The sequence below is a fragment of the Tardiphaga sp. 20_F10_N6_6 genome (assembly GCF_052076045.1).
In the GTDB taxonomy this organism is placed as follows: domain Bacteria; phylum Pseudomonadota; class Alphaproteobacteria; order Rhizobiales; family Xanthobacteraceae; genus Tardiphaga; species Tardiphaga robiniae.
The window spans coordinates 4,599,137-4,617,172 of record NZ_CP197239.1; the positions used below are offsets into that span (position 1 = coordinate 4,599,137).

Consider the following 18,036-nt stretch of genomic DNA (forward strand, 5'->3'; position numbering starts at 1 on the left):
TGGTCCAGATCTCTCTGGTCAGGGGATCGCATTCGAGGTTGAGATGCTGGAAGCAATACGCAGGGCGATCTCGTTTCTGCGCGAGAAGCAAATCCTGCACAAGCTCGGTGTCTTGATCAGCGTCGCGGTGATCGGCATCGCCTGCTACATGCTGTATCACAAGCTGCGCAACATCGACGCTGCCGCCGTTTTCCGGGCGATGACGGAGACCGAGCCGCGGCTGATCATGCTGTCGGCGCTGTCGGTTGCCGCCGGCTATTTCACGTTGACATTCTACGACTGGTTTGCGGTGCGCACGATCGGTCGCCGCGACGTGCCGTACCGGATCAACGCGCTGGCGGCCTTCACCAGCTATTCGATCGGCCACAATGTCGGCGCCAGCGTCTTCACCGGCGGCGCGGTGCGCTATCGCATCTATTCGGCCTGGGATCTCAGCGCCGTCGATGTCGCCAAGATCGTCTTTCTCGCCGGCCTGACCTTCTGGCTCGGCAATCTCGCGGTGCTCGGCATGGGCATCGCCTATCACCCGGAGGCGGCCAGCGCGATCAACCAGGTGCCGCCATGGATGAACCGCATCCTGGCCTATATCATCCTCGCCGGCCTCGTCGGCTATGTGGTCTGGGTCTGGATGAAGCCGCGCAGCGTCGGCCGCGGCCCATGGTCGGTGGTACTGCCGGGCGGCCCGCTCACCTTGCTGCAGATTACCATCGGCATCATCGATCTCGGCTTCTGTGCGTTGGCGATGTACATGCTGGTGCCCGCCGAGCCTGACGTCGGTTTCGTCGTGGTGGCGGTGGTGTTCGTCTCGGCCACCTTGCTGGGTTTCGCCAGCCATTCGCCCGGCGGTCTTGGCGTGTTCGACGCCGCCATGCTGGTCGGCCTCGAAATGATGGATCAGGAAAAGCTGCTGGCTGGCATGCTGTTGTTCAGGGTGCTTTATTACCTCGCGCCGTTCTTTATATCAGTCATGTTACTGACGCTTCGCGAGCTTATTATCGGTTCGCGATCGAAGAAGCTGCAGGCGGTCGCGGCGGACGCCAAGCCCGGCGTCGGCCACCCGCTCAAGGAACATGGCCGCTCCGGCGCCTGACATACGTTCGCATTCGCAGCAGGAAGAGATCCGGTTCAGATGGCCATTGAAGCTTCTCCATCGACCATGTTTTCGCCGTGGCCGGACCGGCTGCGGCATTCGGCGATCATCCTGCTGGCCGCCGGCCTGGCGCTGGCCGCACTGGTGTTTTTCGGCGAGCTGTCGCCTGTTCGCGCGGGCATCGTGTTCGTCTGTATCGCCGGCGCGGCGCTGGTGCCGTGGCGGCTGCATGATGTGGTGACGGCGCGCGACGAGGCGCTGGCCGCCAATCCTGTCGAGGCACCCGCGGTGCGCGCCATCATTGCCGGCATTCCCGATCCCGCCGTGCTGCTCGACCGTGCCGGCCGCGTCATCCATCTCAATCCCGCAGCGGCGCAGCTCGCGCCGGCACTCCGCAAGAACGAACTCGCTCAATTCGCGCTGCGCTCGCCGGAGATCATCACCGCCTTGCGCGAGTCCATCGCCACCACCGAGCCGCGCCGTGCGACTTATCTCGATCATGTTCCGGTCGATCGCTGGATGGAACTGATGATCACACCGGTGCCGGTTCCGACCGCCTTTGGCGGCACCGACACCTGTATGCTGATGACGTTCCACGACCAGACGCCGCTGCGCCGTGTCGAGGAAATGCGTGCCGACTTCGTCGCCAATGCCAGCCACGAGCTGCGCACGCCGCTGGCGGCGCTGTCCGGCTTCATTGACACGTTGCAGGGACCGGCCAAGGACGACGCCAAGGCGCGCGAGCGCTTTCTCGGCATCATGCATGCGCAGGCGACCCGCATGGCGCGGCTGATCGACGATCTGCTGTCGCTGTCGCGCGTCGAACTCTCGGCGCATGTGCGGCCGGATACGCTGGTCGATATTCTCCCCATCATCCGCCAAGTCGGCGACGGGCTGGAGCCGCTGGCCAACGAGCGCAACGTCAGGATCGAAATGGCGCTGCCGGAGACGCCGGTGTCCATCGCTGGCGATCGCGAGGAATTGCTTCGGCTGTTTGAGAACCTGATCGAGAACGCGCTGAAATACGGCGCATCCGGTGGCAAGGTGGACGTATCGTTGACCACGGAGTCGACCTCGGAGGGTGTGCCGGAAATCCGCGTCGCCGTGCGGGACTATGGCCCGGGCATCGCCCCCGAGCATCTGCCGCGCCTGACCGAGCGTTTCTACCGGGTCGATGTCGGCGACAGCCGCGCACAGGGCGGTACGGGCCTCGGCCTCTCGCTGGTGAAACACATCCTGAACCGGCATCGCGGCCGGCTGCTGATCGAAAGCGTGCCGAAGAATGGCGCGACTTTTACCGCCGCCTTTCCGCAGGTGAAGACGCCGCCGGCCCCTCCTACCTCCGCCGCGTCCTGACGCCTTAAACTCCCTTCGTTCTCCTGCGCCCGTCGGGGCCGCCCTCGGGCGGTCGGGCAGCGATGCGCTTCGCTCAGACAGTCAAAAAACCGTGGTGCGGCATTGCGTCCGATCACCCTCAATATCGTGCCCGCCCCTGTCATACGCGCGCATGCGCGCGAAGCCGGATTCCGTCTGCTGAAACATATTGTTAACCCCTGTGACGGCGGATTTTGACGGCCTGGCATGACCCTCATGGCAGGGCATTTTCGCTGTCATTTGCACGGTAAAATTATCCGCGGAGGCAGAAAAACAAAGCATTTACAGATGCTTGGTGCCGTCATCCAAGTGTCACTGAACTATCATAAAAGCACAATCGACCACCCCTAAACGGGCGGCGTGAGCACAACTGGCGCATCCGGCGCGGTCGCTCACGAGATTGGAGACATCCCATGAAATTCCTCAAAGCGATCGTCGCTGCCGGCCTTGTTGCCGCCTCGACCTCGGCATTTGCCGCCGACATCACGGGTGCCGGCGCAACCTTCCCGTTCCCGGTCTATTCGAAGTGGGCCGACGCCTACAAGAAAGAGACCGGCAATGGTTTGAACTACCAGTCGATTGGTTCGGGCGCCGGCATCAAGCAGATCCAGGCCAAGACCGTGACCTTCGGCGCCACCGACGCGCCGCTCAAGGCTGAGCAGCTCGAGAAGGACGGCCTGGTTCAGTGGCCGATGGTGATGGGCGCGATCGTTCCCGTCGTGAATCTCGAAGGCATTGCCTCGGGCGAGCTGGTTCTCTCCGGCGAAGTGCTCGGCGACATCTATCTCGGCAAGGTTACCAAGTGGGACGACGCTGCCATCGCCAAGCTGAACCCGAAGCTGAAGCTGCCGTCGGCTGCCATCACTGTCGTTCGTCGTTCGGACGGTTCGGGCACCACCTTCAACTTCACCGACTATCTGTCCAAGGCCTCGGCTGACTGGAAGACCAAGGTCGGCACCGGTACCGCCGTCGAGTGGCCAGTTGGCGTTGGCGCCAAGGGCAACGAAGGCGTCGCTGGCAACGTCGGCCAGACCAAGAATGCCATCGGTTATGTTGAATATGCTTACGCCAAGCAGAACAAGCTGACCTATACCGGCATGGTCAACAAGGCTGGCAAGACCGTCCAGCCGACCGTCGCCGCTTTCCAGGCTGCTGCGTCGAATGCCGATTGGGCCAAGGCTCCTGGCTACTACGTCATCCTCACCGACCAGCCGGGCGAAACCTCGTGGCCGATCACTGCCGCGACCTTCATCCTGATGCACAAGACCCCGACCGACAAGGCGGCCTCGGCTGAAGCGATCAAGTTCTTCAAGTGGTCGTTCGAGAAGGGCGCCAAGATGGCTGAAGAGCTCGACTACATTCCGATGCCGGAACCCGTCGTCAAGCTGATCGAAAAGACCTGGTCGGCTGACATCAAGAGCTGATCTGGTGTGTGGGCGGAGGAGAGGGGCATCTCTCCTCCGTTTGCTGCAGGGCTGAATTTCTTTCTTCTTCTCTTCTTCTCTTCTGACTTCGCGCCCTGACAAGCCCCTCCAGGGCAATGCGTTTTGGGGTATTGTAACAATTACAGGGGACTGGCGTGGCAGACATGGCCGTACAGAGCTCTTCGATGGACGCTGCCGGACCTTATGATCGTGCGAAGGCTTTGAATGCCTTCAAGACCGGCGACCAGGCGTTTTATTGGATCACCCGCATCTCGGCGCTGTCCGTTTTGTTTATCCTCGGCGGCATCATTCTGTCGCTCATCGTTGGTGCGTGGCCGGCGCTCCGCGAATTCGGCTTCTCGTTCCTGACGACGCAGCGCTGGGCACCGTCGGCTGATCCGCCGGTGCTGGGAGCGCTCGGCCCGATCTACGGCACGCTGATCACCTCGGTGATCGCGATGGCTATCGCCATTCCGGTCGGCATCGGCATCGCGATCTTCCTCACCGAACTGTGCCCGAACTGGCTGCGCCGCCCGATCGGCATGGCGGTCGAGCTTCTCGCCGGTATTCCCTCGATCATCTACGGCATGTGGGGCTTCTTCGTGCTCGGCCCGTTCCTGGCCAACCACGTGCAGCCGTTCATGATCAGCGCCTTCGAAGGCGTCCCGGTCCTCGGCGTGATTTTCGCCGGCCCGCCGTCCTATCTCTCGCTGTTCAACGCGTCGCTGATCCTCGCCATCATGGTGCTGCCCTTCATTACCTCGATCTCGGTCGACGTGTTCAAGACGGTGCCGCCGGTGCTCAAGGAAGCCGCTTACGGCGTCGGCTGCACCACCTGGGAGGTCGTCCGCAACGTCGTCATCCCCTATACCCGCGTTGGTGTGATCGGTGGCGTCATGCTGGCGCTCGGCCGTGCGCTCGGTGAAACGATGGCGGTGACCTTCATCATCGGCAACTCGTTCCGCATCACAGGCTCGATCTTCGGCCCGGGCACCACGATCTCGGCGGCGATCGCCAGCGAGTTCGCGGAGAGCGACGGTCTGCATCAATCGGGTCTGATCCTGCTCGGTCTCCTGCTGTTCGTGCTGACATTCTTCGTGCTCTCGGCAGCGCGTCTGATGCTGCTGCGTCTGGAAAAGAAGGCGGGCAACTAATATGAACCCGATTTACGCTTCACGCCGCCGCAACGACATGATCATCCGTGGGCTCTGCATGGGTGCCGCTCTCTTTGGCGTCACCTGGCTCGCGCTGATCCTGTTCACGCTGTTCTACAACGGTATCGCCGGCATCAGCCTGCAGATCTTCACCCAGAACACGCCGCCGCCCGGCTCCATGGAAGGCGGCCTGCTCAATGCCATCGTCGGTTCGATCATCATGACCGTCATCGGCGTCGGCATCGGCGCGCCGCTCGGCCTGTTTGCCGGCACCTATCTCGCGGAATACGGCAAGCACGACAAACTCACCTCGGTGATCCGCTTCATCAACGACGTGTTGCTGTCGGCCCCGTCCATCATCATCGGCCTGTTCGTTTATGGTGCAGTGGTGGTTCCGATGGGCGGCTTCTCGGCTCTCGCCGGTTCGCTTGCGCTCGCCGTGATCGTGATCCCCGTCGTGGTTCGCACCACTGAAGATATGCTTGGTCTCGTGCCGAACCCGCTGCGTGAAGCGGCCTCGGCGCTCGGCCTGCCGCGCTCCCTGGTCATCAAGCGGATTGCTTATCGTGCAGCCCGCGCCGGTCTCATCACCGGCGTGCTGCTGGCGACCGCGCGTGTCGCCGGTGAAACGGCGCCGCTGCTGTTCACCGCGCTGAGCAACCAGTTCTTCAGCCTCGATCTCACCAAGACGATGGCCAACCTGCCGGTGACCATCAACAACTTCGTGCAGAGCCCCTACGAGTACTGGAAGCAGCTCGCCTGGAGCGGTGCCCTGATCATCACCTTGACCGTACTTGCCCTTAACATTGGCGCGCGCATTCTCGGCGCCGAGAGGACAGCAAAATGAGTGAGCTTTCTGTGTCGTCTGGCGTTCCTTCCGTCTCGATGCCGCCGCCGTCGGCCCTGCAGGGCGAGACCCGTCCCAAGGTCACCGTGCGCGACCTGAACTTCTACTATGGCGAACACCACGCCCTGAAGAAGATCAACCTGACGCTGATGGCGAACCGCGTAACCGCATTCATCGGCCCGTCGGGCTGCGGCAAGTCCACACTGCTGCGCATCTTCAACCGCATGTATGATCTGTATCCCGGCCAGCGCGCCGAAGGTCAGCTCATGCTCGACAACCAGAACATTCTGGATCCGAAGCTGGACCTCAACCTGCTGCGCGCCCGCGTCGGCATGGTGTTCCAGAAGCCGACTCCGTTCCCGATGACGATTTACGAAAACATCGCCTTCGGTATCCGCCTCTACGAAAAGATCTCCAAGTCGGAGATGGACATCCGCGTCGAGAGGGCGCTGCGCGGCGGTGCACTCTGGAACGAAGTCAAGGACAAGCTCAACGCGTCGGGTCTCAGCCTGTCGGGCGGTCAGCAGCAGCGCCTGTGCATCGCGCGCACCATCGCGGTGCGGCCGGAAGTGATCCTGTTCGACGAGCCGTGCTCGGCGCTGGATCCGATCTCGACCGCGAAGATCGAGGAGCTGATCGACGAGTTGAAGGATCAGTATACGATCGCGATCGTGACCCATAACATGCAGCAGGCTGCCCGCGTCTCCGACAGCACGGCCTTCATGTATCTCGGCGAGTTGATCGAGTTCGATCAGACCAACAAGATCTTCACGTCGCCGACCGATCGCCGCACCCAGGATTACATCACCGGCCGCTTCGGCTGACGCGACACATTCGCGGGAGGAATTTGAGATGGCTTTTGAACACACCACCAAGGCTTTCGACGACGATCTGCAGGAGCTGACCCGTCTCGTTGCCGAGATGGGTGGCCTCGCGGAACGGCAGATCGTCGAATCCGTCGATGCGCTGATCCGCCGGGACGTCGCGCTCGGTGCGCGCGTCGTCGCCACTGACTCCGAGATCGACCAGTTGCAGCGCACGATCGAAGAGCGCGCCGTGCTGACCATCGCCAAGCGCCAGCCAATGGCTGTCGATTTGCGCGAGATCGTCGGCGCGCTGCGCGTCGCCACTGATCTGGAACGCATCGGCGATCTCTCCAAGAACATCGGCAAGCGCGTCAATGCACTCGACAGCGACTTCCATCCGCTGAAGCTGATCCGCGGCCTCGAGCACATGACCGACCTCGTGACCACCCAGGTCAAGGCCGTGCTCGACGCCTATGCCGCACATGATCTGCCCGCTGCGATGACGGTGTGGAAGGGCGACGAGGAAATCGACGCGATCTGCACCTCGCTGTTCCGCGAACTCCTGACCTATATGATGGAAGACCCGCGTAACATTTCGTTCTGTATCCACCTGATGTTCTGCGCCAAGAACATCGAGCGGATCGGTGACCATGCCACCAATATTGCGGAAACCGTGTTCTACATGATCGAGGGCCAGCAAATCCTCGACAAGCGCCCGAAGGGCGACATGACCACATTCGCGAACACGCCGACGGTCTGAAGCATGATCCGGAAAAGTGGAAGCCAGTCTTCCGCAAGGATCATGATTTAAAGACTTGTCGGACGTCACTGAGGGTATTGATCAAGATGGCTGTGAATGCACGCATTCTGGTTGTGGAAGATGAAGAGGCACTAACGACGCTGCTTCGCTACAACCTCGACGCCGAAGGCTATGATGTTGAAACCGTCGCTCGCGGCGACGATGCCGACACCCGCTTGAAGGAGCGGGTGCCGGATCTCGTGGTGCTCGACTGGATGCTGCCGGGCCTGTCCGGCATCGAACTGTGCCGCCGCTTGCGCGCACGGCCCGAAACCAAGGCATTGCCGATCATCATGCTGACGGCGCGCGGCGAAGAGAGCGAGCGCGTTCGCGGTCTCGCCACCGGTGCCGACGACTACATCGTCAAGCCGTTCTCGGTGCCGGAGCTCCTGGCCCGCGTGAAGGGCCTGCTCCGTCGTGCAGCTCCCGAGCGTCTCGCCACCGTCCTGGCGTTTGGCGACATCGAACTCGACCGCGACAAGCGCCGCGTCGTGCGGTCCAGCCGTCCGATCGATCTCGGTCCGACCGAATATCGCCTGCTGGAGTTCTTCCTGGAACATCCGGGCCGCGTGTTCAGCCGCGAGCAGTTGCTCGACAGCGTCTGGGGCCGCGACATCTATATCGACGAGCGCACCGTCGACGTGCATATCGGCCGCCTGCGCAAGCTGCTCAATCCCGCTGGCGAGCCCGATCCAATCCGCACCGTGCGCGGTGCCGGCTACGCGCTGGACGACCGGTTCGACAAGGCGGCGGAGTAGGTATCTTCCTTCTCCCCCGCAAGCGGGGCGAGGTTAGAAGCCCCCAAGCAAAAAATGCCCGGCTCATCGCCGGGCATTTTCATTTGGTTTAGATGCTTTCCAGCTCAGCGCGTCGGCTTCGGCACTGCGCGGCGGCGGTCGCTTGCCGGCTGATAAGCGATGCGCGAGTGATGCGCGCAATAGGGGGCGCCGGCCAGGGCCTTGCCGCCGCAGAAATAGAAGTCCGCGCTCGACGGATCGCCGATCGGCCAATGGCAGGTGGCTTCGTTGAGTTCGACCAGCGACAGGCGCTGGCTGATCGGCACGATGTTGTCATAGGCGATCGGGTCGGGCTCGGCCTCGATCTCGTAATTATGGGCCAGCGCGGTATTGCCGCGTGCCATCGGGCGGGCAACGCGTACCATCTGCTGCGCCGGGCGCGCCTTGCGCTGCCGCGGAGCTGCCGAGGAGGGGCTCTTGGCACGGCCGGACAGGCCAAGGCGGTGAACCTTGCCGATCACGGCATTGCGGGTCACGTTACCGAGTTCCGCAGCGATCTGGCTGGCGGAAAGGCCGCCTTCCCAGAGTTTCTTCAACTGTTCGACGCGATCGTCGGTCCATGTCATTACCGTCATCGCCGTTTTCCCTTCGTGAGCGCCGGCCTGACCGGGCAGCGCTGCGAGTTGAGACTTCAAAAATCCCTGCGGTCAGAATCCTTTAGCGCTCACCGGGCGCGAATTTCGCGTCCGGCTGTTACGCCGCACTGGATGTGTCAAAAGGATCTACCGCCGCACGAGATGTCGTATCCGACGAGGCAAAAGCTACAATATGCCGTGACTCGCGCGCAAGAGTCGGGCATGCCGCGTCCACATGCTTCTGCAAATAAAGCTGCAAAATCGGCTTTTTCTGCGACTCCGTGTGACTCGAAAGCCGCAGTGCGCGGTTGACAGTCTTCACAGCACACATAGAATAATGCCCACGTGCCGCCCGAGAAGGGCGGCACGTTTCGTTTCTAGGGTCCGTTGTTCGATTTCGCACAGTTGTCATCGACGCGGCCGCAGTCTTTTCGATCGGATCGGTTATGACCAGCAACGCAACGTCTTCGCCCCTCTCTCAGGCTCACTTGCTGCCTGTTTTCGCGCGTGCGGATGTCGCTTTCGAGCGCGGTGAAGGCGCGTGGCTGATTGGAACCGATGGCGAGCGCTATCTCGATTTCACCAGCGGCGTTGCCGTGAACGCACTTGGCCATGCGCACCCACATATGGTTGCCGCATTGCAGGAGCAGGCCACCAAGCTCTGGCATATGTCGAACCTGTTCAAGAGCCCGGACGGCGAGCGCCTCGCCGCGCGGCTGTGCGAACAAAGCTTTGCCGACTTCGTGTTCTTCGCCAATTCGGGTGCGGAAGCGATGGAATGCGCGATCAAGGTGACCCGCCACTATCATTTCTCCAAGGGCCATCCCGAGCGCACGCGCATCATCACCTTTGAAGGCGCGTTCCATGGCCGCACCCTCGGCACGCTCGCGGCGACCGGCGCTGCCAAATATCTCGAAGGCTACGGCACGCCGCTCGACGGCTTCGATCAGTTGCCGCTCGGCGATATCGAAGCCGTTAAGAAGGCGATCGGTCCGAACACCGCCGGCATTCTCATCGAGCCGCTGCAGGGTGAGGGTGGCGTGCGTGCGCCGAGCAACGCGTTCTTCGGCGCGCTGCGCGAACTCTGCGACAAGAACGGCATCCTGCTGATCTTCGACGAAGTGCAGACCGGCATGGGCCGCACCGGCGAGTTGTTTGCCTATCAGCGCATCGGCGTGACGCCGGATGTCATGTCGCTGGCCAAAGCGCTCGGCGGCGGCTTTCCGATCGGTGCGTGCCTCGTCACGGCGGAAGCGGCCGAAGGCATGGCGCCCGGCTCCCATGGTTCGACCTTCGGTGGCAATCCGCTGGCGGTCGCTGCCGCGAATTCCGTGCTCGATATCATGCTGAAGCCCGGCTTCTTCGATCATGTGAAGAAGATGTCGCTGCTGCTGAAACAGAAACTCGCGGGCGTGGTCGACGGCCATCCTGACGTGCTCAGCGAAGTGCGCGGCGAAGGTCTGCTGATCGGCCTCAAGGCTGTCGTGCCGGCCGGCGATCTCGTGGCCGCATTGCGTGACGCCAAGCTGCTGACGGTTGGCGCCGGCGACAATGTCGTGCGCTTCCTGCCGCCGCTGATCGTCAGCGAGTCCGAGATCGAGCAGGCCGTGCAGCGGCTGGAACAGGCCTGCGTGGCCCTCGGTTCATCTGCCAAGACGCAGGGAGCCGCGTGATGAGCACGTCACCGCGGCACTTCCTCGATCTCACGGCCGTGCCGGCCAGTGAGTTGCGCAATATCATGAACGCGGCTGCCGCCATGAAGGCGAAGCTGAAGGGGCGGGATGGCACGAATGCCGAGCCCGATCGTCCGCTCAAGAACAAGACGCTGGCGATGATCTTCGAAAAGCCCTCGACGCGCACCCGCGTGTCGTTCGAGGTCGGCATGCGCCAGCTCGGCGGCGAAGTCGTGATGCTCACCGGCGCTGAAATGCAGCTCGGTCGCGGCGAGACCATTGCCGACACCGCGCGCGTGCTGTCGCGCTTCGTCGACATCATCATGATCCGCATCCTCAATCATGACTCGCTGATGGAGCTCGCGGAGAATGCGACGGTGCCGGTCATCAATGGCCTGACGCGCTTCTCCCATCCCTGCCAGGTGATGGCGGATGTCATGACCTATGAGGAACATCGCGGCCCGATCAAGGGACGCACCGTGGCGTGGACCGGCGACGACAACAATGTGCTGATGTCCTGGGCTCATGCGGCCGAGCGCTTCCAGTTCAAGCTTAATATCGCGACGCCGCCGCAGCTGTCGCCGAAGAAGCCGTTCAAGGACTGGGTCAAGGCGGCAAACGCGCCGATCACTTTCAGCGACGATCCCGATGCGATGGTGAAGGGCGTCGATTGCGTCGTCACCGACACCTGGGTGTCGATGGGCGACAAGGACGGCGAGACGCGCCACAACCTGCTCAAGCCCTATCAGGTCAATGCGCGCCTGATGTCGCTGGCCAAGCCCGATGCGCTGTTCATGCATTGCCTGCCGGCGCATCGCGGCGAGGAGGTCACCGACGAGGTCATCGACGGTCCGCAGTCGGTGGTGTTCGACGAGGCCGAAAACCGTCTGCATGCACAGAAGGGCATTCTGGCCTGGTGCCTCAACGCGGTGGCGTGAGGCGCGATCAGCGATCGAGTTCTGTCGCGGCCAGCTCGGCCACCTGAAAGTCGATGCTCGCCGGATCGTCGTCGCCGAGGAACCATGCGGCCGAGAGGCCGGTCCATGCCAGGACCCATTGCAGCAAGCGATGGCGATCGAGTTTGGCCGCGTCGCTGACGACTTCGACACGCCGCTGGAAACGGCCTGGCAAGGTCGAGACCGGGCGCGTGGGATCCGAGAGATCCGGGTTGGTGAAAATGTTGGCGAAGTCGAAGCCGCGCTCGCCGATGATATGCTTCGGATCGATGGCAAGCCAACCACGCTCCCCGAAGTCCAGCACATTGTCATGGTGGAGGTCGCCGTGCAGCACGGTCACCTCGCGCGGGTCGTCCAGCAAAGCGTTGGCCGTTTCGGAACAGCGACGTAACAGGCCGCCATGGGTCGCTGCGGCCGGCGCGAGTTCGCGGAACCAATGCTGCAGCGGTACCAGCGGAGGCGGCGATTTTTGCCTTGGCCGGTGCAACCGCGCCGCCACGGCGCACAGGATGCGCGAGGCTTCGTCGTCCTGTCCACCACGCGTCATGTCGGAGAGCGAGGCCGGGCCTTGCGCGCGTTCCATCAGCAATGCGTCGTCATGGCGGGCCAGAACCCGTGCGGCGCCGTCGCCGTCCCACCATTCCAGTACCGCGCTGCCGGCGCGTTCGTCCTCGCCCTTGGCCAGTTTCAGCATCGCCGGCTGGCCCCGATGCAGGACTGGCAGCAAATATCCAGCGTGGGAGGTAATGGGCGTGCCGTCCGGGACGAGGTGCCATCGCCTAAGGTAGGTTTCAAACATCGTTCGCTTATACTTGGTAGATATTTCATCCGAGCGGGGGCAAATCGTCGCCGGATGCCTTGTATTCGTTCGGACATTTGCCCCTTTGCGGGGTTTCGATTTCAGCTCCTCGCCCTTACATAGAGCGCCATGACCCCATCAAATCCAAATCTCCAGCCCGACGCCCCCATCCGCGCGCCGTCCTCCGTTCCGGTTGATGACGCGGTGCTGCCCTTCGAGGTGGCGCCGCTCGACCTGCGCGGGCGGCTGACGCGACTTGGCCCGGCACTCGATGAACTGCTCGCCAAACATGATTATCCCGCGCCGGTGGCCAAGCTGCTCGGCGAGGCCATCGTGCTGACCACACTGCTCGGATCGTCGCTGAAATTCGACGGCCGCTTCATCCTGCAGACCCAGACCGATGGTCCGGTGTCGCTGATGATCGTCGACTTCCGCGCGCCGGATAAAATGCGCGCCTATGCGCGGTTCGATGCCGAGCGCCTTTTGCCCGGTCTCGGCACCGCGGCGCTGCTCGGCAAGGGCCATCTGGCGATGACCGTCGACCAGGGGGCGGATATGAGCCGCTATCAGGGGCTCGTCGCGTTGAACGGCGGCACGCTTGAAGATGCCGCGCATGAATACTTCCTGCGCTCCGAACAGATTCCGACCAAGGTGCGCCTCGCCGTCGGCGAAGAATGGCGCAGCGGCGAGGAAGGCGGCCCGACACATCGCTGGCGCGCCGGCGGCATGCTGCTGCAGTTCCTGCCGAAGGCGCCGGAGCGCGTGCAGCGCGACCTCCATGCCGGCGATGCGCCGGAGGGCGCGGAGGTGGATGCTGTGCCGGAAGATGACGCCTGGGTCGAGGGCCAGTCGCTGATTGGCACCGTCGAGGATGTCGAGCTGATCGATCCGGATCTGTCCGGCGAGCGGCTGCTATATCGCCTGTTTCACGAGCGCGGCGTCCGCGTCTTCGCGTCATCGCCGCTGCGCGCGGAGTGTTCCTGTTCGCGCGATGCCGTGTCCGGCATGCTGAAGAGCTTCGAGCCGCAGGACCGCGCCGACATGGTCAAGGACGACAAGGTCGTCGTGACCTGCGAGTTCTGTTCGTCGGTGTACGAGTTCACACCGCAGGAAGCGGGCGTGGAATAGGTTTTTCCCACCGTCATTCCGGGGCGTGCGTCGCCGGCGCAGCCGGCAGAGCGCGAACCCGGAATGACGGTGTGGGGCCGCAAGACAGCACCCAAACATTTTTTCCTATCCTCCGTTGACAACATCCCCATCAGGTTTATATTCCCCTCGTCCTGCCCCACCGAGAGGGGCGATCGCGATCGTCACGTTCGCGGGGTGGGATGCGGTGGACGCCGGAGATGCGGCGTCACGCGGTTCATGGGGAACGTCTGTCTTCGGGCAGGACGGATCTGCGCCAGCACTGCCACTGGCAGGGAGACGGCCGACCTTCGGATGGAATGACCCTCTGAACAGTGTGACGGACGACCAAGTCAAAACGCGTTCGGCCTAGTCGCTTGAGGCTCCCTTCCCATCGCCTTGGGACTTTAATTCGCGATCGGAGCGTTCGTCGAGGCAAAGTGCAAGCAACCGAAAAACACCGCATGCGGAACGCTGGGCAATCGCTCGGCGCCTCCGAAAGTCCTGATGCACTCTAGATTGCGGAAGACCGCATCGCATCAGGCCCAAGGGTGCAACGGGCACCCGGCGTTCCGCACGCCCTCTCACAGGGGGCAGGGAATGCAAAAGACGACGGCGCCCCCGCGCCGCAAACAATGGGGGCGATGACGCATGTCTGAAGAACAGTGGCTGTTTGACATTCGAAGAAGCTGAGACGCGCAGGCGGTCGCGATATCCCTCCCTCAAGCGGCGAAGCCGCGCAGTGGGGAGGATCGGCCGATAGGCCGGGGTGGGGTATCTCCGCACACTCCGAGCTTGTTGCGCCACCCCCACCCGACCGGCCTTTGGCCGGCCACCCATGGCGGACGAACCGTCCGCCAGACCCCACGCAAGCGCGGGGGAGGGAAAAGAACGAGCCTCAGCCGCTAATTCAGCACGCGCTTTCCGTCCGGTCCGTCCAGCGAAAACAGCGGCACGTCGATCTCGAACGGCTCGCCGGTATCGGTCACCATCTGATAGGTGCCTTCCATGAAGCCGGACGTTGTCGGCAGCGGCACGCGCGATGTGTATTCGAAACGTTCGCCGGGGCCGAGCACGGGCTGCTCGCCGACGACGCCTTCGCCGCGCACTTCCTGCATGCGGCCGGATGCATCGGTGATGATCCAGTGCCGGGTCTTCAACTGCACGGTCTCTTTGCCGGCATTGGTGATGACGACCGTATAGGACCAGAAGAACTGTCGCTTCTCCTGCGACGAGCTTTCAGGCATGAAATTCGGTTCGACGGTGACTTCGATCTGTCGTGTGATGGCGCGGTACATGGCGGTGTCATCGTTCAAAATGCGTCGCAAGCATAGCGAAAAACACGTTACCGGCCAAATCCAGGGAAAATCGGCGTGGAGTGCTGCGCGGAACGGCGGCAACCCATCGCGGTTTCAACATAGTTACCCCATAATCGATCCCTGATTTGGCTATGACGTGACGGATCGCCCCATGCAGATGGCCTGCGTGGTGTGGGGCGGTCGATTTTCATCATGCGACGATTTCCGTTGAGCGGTGCTGAATGACCTCTGTTGCCGACCCGATTGCCGGCCATCCCCACGCAGATGCGTCCTCCCACGTGTCCGCGTCGCGCGCCTCGACGCGTGCCGATGCCGTGTCGTTTCCCGTCGCAGGCACCGAACGCGAATTGCGCCTCGATCTGTTTCGCGGGCTGGCGCTGTGGCTGATCTTCATCGATCACCTGCCGCCGAATATCCTGACCTGGCTGACGATCCGTAATTACGGTTTCAGCGACGCCACCGAGATCTTCATCTTCATCTCCGGCTATACCGCCGCTTTCGTCTATGGCCGCGCGATGCAGGAGCAGGGCACGCTGGTTGCCAGCGCGCGCATCTTCAAGCGGGTCTGGCAGATCTATGTCGCCCACGTCTTCCTGTTCACGATCTTCCTCGCGGAAATCTCCTATGTTGCGACGCGGTTCGAGAACCCGCTTTATTCCGAGGAAATGGGGATTCTCGATTTTCTCAAACAGCCTGACGTGACCATCGTTCAGGCGCTGTTGCTGAAATTTCGCCCGGTGAACATGGACGTGTTGCCGCTCTATATCGTCCTCATGCTGTTCCTGCCGCCGATCCTCTGGCTGATGCGCCGCCGCGCCGATCTCACGCTGGCGCTGTCGGTCGGTCTTTATGCGCTGACCTGGGAATTCGACCTGCATCTGACGGCCTATCCGAATGGCGTCTGGGCCTTCAATCCGTTCGCCTGGCAATTGCTGTTCGTGTTCGGTGCCTGGTGCGCGCTGGGCGGCGCCGTCAGGATGTCGCGGATACTGTCATCCAACATCACGCTCTGGCTCTGCGTGGCCTATCTTCTGGCGGCGTTCTGGGTGACGCTGACCTGGTACATTCCGCAGATCCACCATCTGCTGCCGAAGGTCATCGAGCAGTGGATGTATCCCATCAACAAGACCGATCTCGACGTGCTGCGCTTCGCCCACTTCCTGGCGCTGGCGGCGCTCACAGTCCGTTTCCTGCCCAAGGAGTGGCCGGGGCTGAAATCGGTCTGGCTGCGGCCGATGGTGCTGTGCGGCCAGCACTCGCTCGAAATCTTCTGTATCGGGGTGTTCCTGGCCTTTGCCGGCCATTTCGTGCTGGCTGAGGTCGCCGGCGGAGCCGGCATGCATGCCTTGATCAGCTTCCTCGGCATAGTTGTTATGTCAACCGCCGCCTGGGTGTTTTCGTGGTACAAGGGCGTCACTGTCAAAGGCGGATCCCGCGCCAAACGATCCGACGCGGATCTCGCAGGAGGGGAAGCATGAAGGCCGTTCTGCGGCTCACGATGCTGGCTGGCCTGCTGGTGGCGGCTCCTGTCCGGGCCGAACCGCCCGCGCATACCTGTGAGGTTCCCGCCTACCTCCTGACCTCCGAAAGCACCCTGCCCAAGGTCGAGGCGGCGGCAAAACCGGGCGGAAAGCTCGATATTCTGGTCATTGGCAGCCGATCCTCGGTGATCGGGGTCTCCGACCATTCCGCGGCCTATCCGAACCGCCTGCAGGCCTATCTGAAGGAGAAGCTACCGGGCGTCGAGGTGAACGTGGCACTGGAGCTGCAGGTCAAGAAGACCGCCGAGGAAATGGCCCCGACCCTGGAACAGCTGGTGACGGACAAGAAGCCGAACCTGGTGATCTGGCAGACCGGAACCGTGGATGCCATGAAGCAGGCCGACGCCGACGACTTCCGGAACGCCCTGGATGAGGGCGTTGCCGCCATGCAAAAGGCCGGAACTGACGTCATTTTAATGAATCTGCAGTACAGTCCGCGCACGGAGACGATGATTTCCGGCTCCGCCTACCTAGATAATATGCGTGTGGTGGCGCAGCAGCACGACGTCCCGCTGTTCGACCGTTTCGCCATCATGCGGCACTGGAATGAGAGCGGTGATTTTGACCTGTTCAGCGCGTCGCCCGGCATGGAGCTGGCGAAGCGGGTGCATGATTGTCTTGGCCGGGCGCTTTCGACCTTTGTCGTCGATGCGGCCAAGATCAAAGCAGCGGATTTGAGGATTCAGCGTTAATGAGTTTCGTCGGCCATTTGTCTCGCTTTGCTGTCGTCGCTGCCTTTGCTGCTTCCACGACCTTCGCGCTCCCGATCTCATCGTCCGTCGCTCACGCGGAAGCGGCGCAGGCCGCCCCGGCCGACGGCAAGGGCGCCGACCAGGGCGTTGCGGCGAATGATCCCGCGGACGCCGCGAAGAGGGGCGTCGCTGCGAAAGCCATCGACAGGGTCAAGGAAGTCGCAAAGACCGCGACCGATATCTTGAGCCGCGTCCCCTGCCGTACACCGAAAGGCGGCATGAAGGCGATGGGCGCGCTGCCGCATGTGGCCAGCAAGCTCGTGGCCGGCAAGCCCGTGGTCATCGTTGCGTTCGGCTCGTCCTCTACCGAAGGCTACGGTTCGACGGCGCCCGAATTCACCTATCCGAACCGCCTTGCAGCGCAGCTGCATCGTGCTTACCCGTCGGCCAACATCACCGTGCTCAACCGCGGCAAGGGCGGCGAAGATGCGCCGGAAATGATGGCGCGGCTGCAGAGCGAAGTGATCAATTCGAAGCCTGATCTCGTGATCTGGCAGGTCGGCACCAATGCGGTGCTGCGCAATCTCGATCCCGGCGAAACCGGCAAGATGGTGGAAGACGGCGTCGCCCGCATTCAGGCAGCCGGCGCCGATCTGGTGCTGGTCGATCCGCAATATTCGCCGCTGGTGAATACGCGGCCGGAAGGCACCAGCAAGATGGTTTCGCTGCTGCACAAGGTGGCCGAACTGCGCAAGGTCGGCATCTTCCCGCGCTTCGAAGTGATGAAGGAATGGCACGAAGGCCAGCAGATGTCGTTCGACAGCTTCGTCATTGCCGACGGCCTGCATATGAACGACTGGGGCTATGCCTGCTTCGCGCAGTTGCTTGGCGACAACATCATCAAGTCGGTCGGCCAGGTGAAGCTCGGCATCAACGAGCCGCAGATTCAGCAGGCGCAGAAGCCGCTGTAAGTTCGAAGAGGGGCGAATGCCTCTCAGCCGTCATTGCGAGCCCGCGAAATTCGCCTTCGGCGATTTTCGCGGAGCGAAGCAATCCAGTCTTGCT

The 18,036-nt window shown here is 62.5% G+C and carries 17 protein-coding genes; 14 read left to right on the plus strand and 3 right to left on the minus strand.

Annotated elements, in window-relative coordinates; genetic code table 11:
• The first annotated feature begins 43 nt into the window (after positions 1 to 43).
• The 8 genes from AB7813_RS22075 (at position 44) to phoB (ending at position 8,252) form a co-directional block, all read left to right on the plus strand.
• The gene (locus tag AB7813_RS22075) at positions 44 to 1,090 is read left to right on the plus strand and encodes a lysylphosphatidylglycerol synthase domain-containing protein (protein WP_089266758.1); all 1,047 of its coding nucleotides are present in this window, start codon (positions 44 to 46) and stop codon (positions 1,088 to 1,090) included.
• A 39-nt stretch (positions 1,091 to 1,129) separates the two neighbouring features.
• Entirely contained in the window at positions 1,130 to 2,446 is a 1,317-nt protein-coding gene (locus AB7813_RS22080; protein ID WP_439065634.1) for an ATP-binding protein, read from the plus strand.
• A gap of 431 nt (positions 2,447 to 2,877) precedes the next feature.
• Complete coding sequence (gene pstS, locus AB7813_RS22085) at positions 2,878 to 3,888, plus strand: phosphate ABC transporter substrate-binding protein PstS (RefSeq protein ID WP_089266760.1); 1,011 nt, start codon at positions 2,878 to 2,880, stop codon at positions 3,886 to 3,888.
• 155 nt (positions 3,889 to 4,043) lie between these two features.
• A complete protein-coding gene (gene pstC, locus AB7813_RS22090; protein ID WP_089266761.1) occupies positions 4,044 to 5,042 on the plus strand; it encodes a phosphate ABC transporter permease subunit PstC in 999 nt (332 codons plus the stop codon).
• Between the two features lies 1 nt (position 5,043).
• Positions 5,044 to 5,889, plus strand: a complete 846-nt coding sequence (gene pstA / locus AB7813_RS22095; RefSeq protein WP_089266762.1) for a phosphate ABC transporter permease PstA — start codon at positions 5,044 to 5,046, stop codon at positions 5,887 to 5,889.
• Positions 5,886 to 6,713: a phosphate ABC transporter ATP-binding protein PstB gene (pstB, locus tag AB7813_RS22100; protein ID WP_068737599.1), complete on the plus strand. Its 828-nt coding sequence runs from the start codon at positions 5,886 to 5,888 to the stop codon at positions 6,711 to 6,713. The genes pstA and pstB overlap by 4 nt, the downstream gene beginning before the upstream one ends.
• A gap of 28 nt (positions 6,714 to 6,741) precedes the next feature.
• Positions 6,742 to 7,455, plus strand: coding sequence for a phosphate signaling complex protein PhoU (gene phoU, locus AB7813_RS22105; RefSeq protein ID WP_089266763.1), 714 nt, complete (start codon positions 6,742 to 6,744; stop codon positions 7,453 to 7,455).
• 92 nt (positions 7,456 to 7,547) lie between these two features.
• On the plus strand, positions 7,548 to 8,252 hold the full coding sequence (gene phoB / locus AB7813_RS22110; RefSeq protein WP_068737970.1) for a phosphate regulon transcriptional regulator PhoB: 705 nt from the start codon (positions 7,548 to 7,550) through the stop codon (positions 8,250 to 8,252).
• Positions 8,253 to 8,356: 104 nt separating this feature from the next.
• Here the strand turns inward: phoB and AB7813_RS22115 are convergent, their stop codons facing one another.
• Positions 8,357 to 8,866, minus strand: a complete 510-nt coding sequence (locus AB7813_RS22115) for a GcrA family cell cycle regulator (protein WP_068737968.1) — start codon at positions 8,864 to 8,866, stop codon at positions 8,357 to 8,359.
• Between the two features lie 446 nt (positions 8,867 to 9,312).
• Here AB7813_RS22115 and AB7813_RS22120 point away from each other — a divergent pair, with 446 nt between their 5' ends.
• Complete coding sequence (locus AB7813_RS22120) at positions 9,313 to 10,539, plus strand: aspartate aminotransferase family protein (protein ID WP_093758055.1); 1,227 nt, start codon at positions 9,313 to 9,315, stop codon at positions 10,537 to 10,539.
• The gene (gene argF / locus AB7813_RS22125) at positions 10,539 to 11,477 is read left to right on the plus strand and encodes an ornithine carbamoyltransferase (RefSeq protein ID WP_441228382.1); all 939 of its coding nucleotides are present in this window, start codon (positions 10,539 to 10,541) and stop codon (positions 11,475 to 11,477) included. Before AB7813_RS22120 ends, argF begins: the two co-directional genes overlap by 1 nt.
• Before the next feature lie 7 nt (positions 11,478 to 11,484).
• Here argF and AB7813_RS22130 read toward each other — a convergent pair whose 3' ends face one another.
• Positions 11,485 to 12,294: an aminoglycoside phosphotransferase family protein gene (locus AB7813_RS22130; RefSeq protein ID WP_439065639.1), complete on the minus strand. Its 810-nt coding sequence runs from the start codon at positions 12,292 to 12,294 to the stop codon at positions 11,485 to 11,487.
• Positions 12,295 to 12,423: 129 nt separating this feature from the next.
• Between AB7813_RS22130 and AB7813_RS22135 the strand changes: the two genes are divergently transcribed.
• Positions 12,424 to 13,422: an Hsp33 family molecular chaperone gene (locus tag AB7813_RS22135; protein WP_439065640.1), complete on the plus strand. Its 999-nt coding sequence runs from the start codon at positions 12,424 to 12,426 to the stop codon at positions 13,420 to 13,422.
• A gap of 902 nt (positions 13,423 to 14,324) precedes the next feature.
• Here AB7813_RS22135 and apaG read toward each other — a convergent pair.
• On the minus strand, positions 14,325 to 14,717 hold the full coding sequence (gene apaG / locus AB7813_RS22140; RefSeq protein ID WP_089266768.1) for a Co2+/Mg2+ efflux protein ApaG: 393 nt from the start codon (positions 14,715 to 14,717) through the stop codon (positions 14,325 to 14,327).
• A gap of 242 nt (positions 14,718 to 14,959) precedes the next feature.
• On the opposite strand from apaG, the gene AB7813_RS22145 reads away from it, so the two are divergent.
• The 3 genes from AB7813_RS22145 to AB7813_RS22155 are packed head-to-tail and all read left to right on the plus strand — an operon-like array spanning position 14,960 to position 17,942.
• Complete coding sequence (locus AB7813_RS22145) at positions 14,960 to 16,216, plus strand: OpgC domain-containing protein (RefSeq protein ID WP_089266769.1); 1,257 nt, start codon at positions 14,960 to 14,962, stop codon at positions 16,214 to 16,216.
• On the plus strand, positions 16,213 to 16,971 hold the full coding sequence (locus AB7813_RS22150) for an SGNH/GDSL hydrolase family protein (RefSeq protein ID WP_089266770.1): 759 nt from the start codon (positions 16,213 to 16,215) through the stop codon (positions 16,969 to 16,971). Before AB7813_RS22145 ends, AB7813_RS22150 begins: the two co-directional genes overlap by 4 nt.
• Positions 16,971 to 17,942: an SGNH/GDSL hydrolase family protein gene (locus AB7813_RS22155; RefSeq protein WP_441228383.1), complete on the plus strand. Its 972-nt coding sequence runs from the start codon at positions 16,971 to 16,973 to the stop codon at positions 17,940 to 17,942. Before AB7813_RS22150 ends, AB7813_RS22155 begins: the two co-directional genes overlap by 1 nt.
• The last annotated feature ends 94 nt before the right edge of the window (positions 17,943 to 18,036 follow it).

Bases quoted from the DNA above. Each gene is read 5' to 3' on its own strand.
- AB7813_RS22075 (WP_089266758.1), top strand. From the start codon at position 44: ATGCTGGAAGCAATACGCAGGGCGATCTCGTTTCTGCGCGAGAAGCAA.
- AB7813_RS22080 (WP_439065634.1), top strand. From the start codon at position 1,130: ATGGCCATTGAAGCTTCTCCATCGACCATGTTTTCGCCGTGGCCGGAC.
- pstS (WP_089266760.1), top strand. From the start codon at position 2,878: ATGAAATTCCTCAAAGCGATCGTCGCTGCCGGCCTTGTTGCCGCCTCG.
- pstA (WP_089266762.1), top strand. From the start codon at position 5,044: ATGAACCCGATTTACGCTTCACGCCGCCGCAACGACATGATCATCCGT.
- pstB (WP_068737599.1), top strand. From the start codon at position 5,886: ATGAGTGAGCTTTCTGTGTCGTCTGGCGTTCCTTCCGTCTCGATGCCG.
- phoU (WP_089266763.1), top strand. From the start codon at position 6,742: ATGGCTTTTGAACACACCACCAAGGCTTTCGACGACGATCTGCAGGAG.
- AB7813_RS22115 (WP_068737968.1), bottom strand. From the start codon at position 8,866: ATGACGGTAATGACATGGACCGACGATCGCGTCGAACAGTTGAAGAAA.
- AB7813_RS22120 (WP_093758055.1), top strand. From the start codon at position 9,313: ATGACCAGCAACGCAACGTCTTCGCCCCTCTCTCAGGCTCACTTGCTG.
- argF (WP_441228382.1), top strand. From the start codon at position 10,539: ATGAGCACGTCACCGCGGCACTTCCTCGATCTCACGGCCGTGCCGGCC.
- AB7813_RS22130 (WP_439065639.1), bottom strand. From the start codon at position 12,294: ATGTTTGAAACCTACCTTAGGCGATGGCACCTCGTCCCGGACGGCACG.
- AB7813_RS22135 (WP_439065640.1), top strand. From the start codon at position 12,424: ATGACCCCATCAAATCCAAATCTCCAGCCCGACGCCCCCATCCGCGCG.
- apaG (WP_089266768.1), bottom strand. From the start codon at position 14,717: ATGTACCGCGCCATCACACGACAGATCGAAGTCACCGTCGAACCGAAT.
- AB7813_RS22145 (WP_089266769.1), top strand. From the start codon at position 14,960: ATGACCTCTGTTGCCGACCCGATTGCCGGCCATCCCCACGCAGATGCG.
- AB7813_RS22150 (WP_089266770.1), top strand. From the start codon at position 16,213: ATGAAGGCCGTTCTGCGGCTCACGATGCTGGCTGGCCTGCTGGTGGCG.
- AB7813_RS22155 (WP_441228383.1), top strand. From the start codon at position 16,971: ATGAGTTTCGTCGGCCATTTGTCTCGCTTTGCTGTCGTCGCTGCCTTT.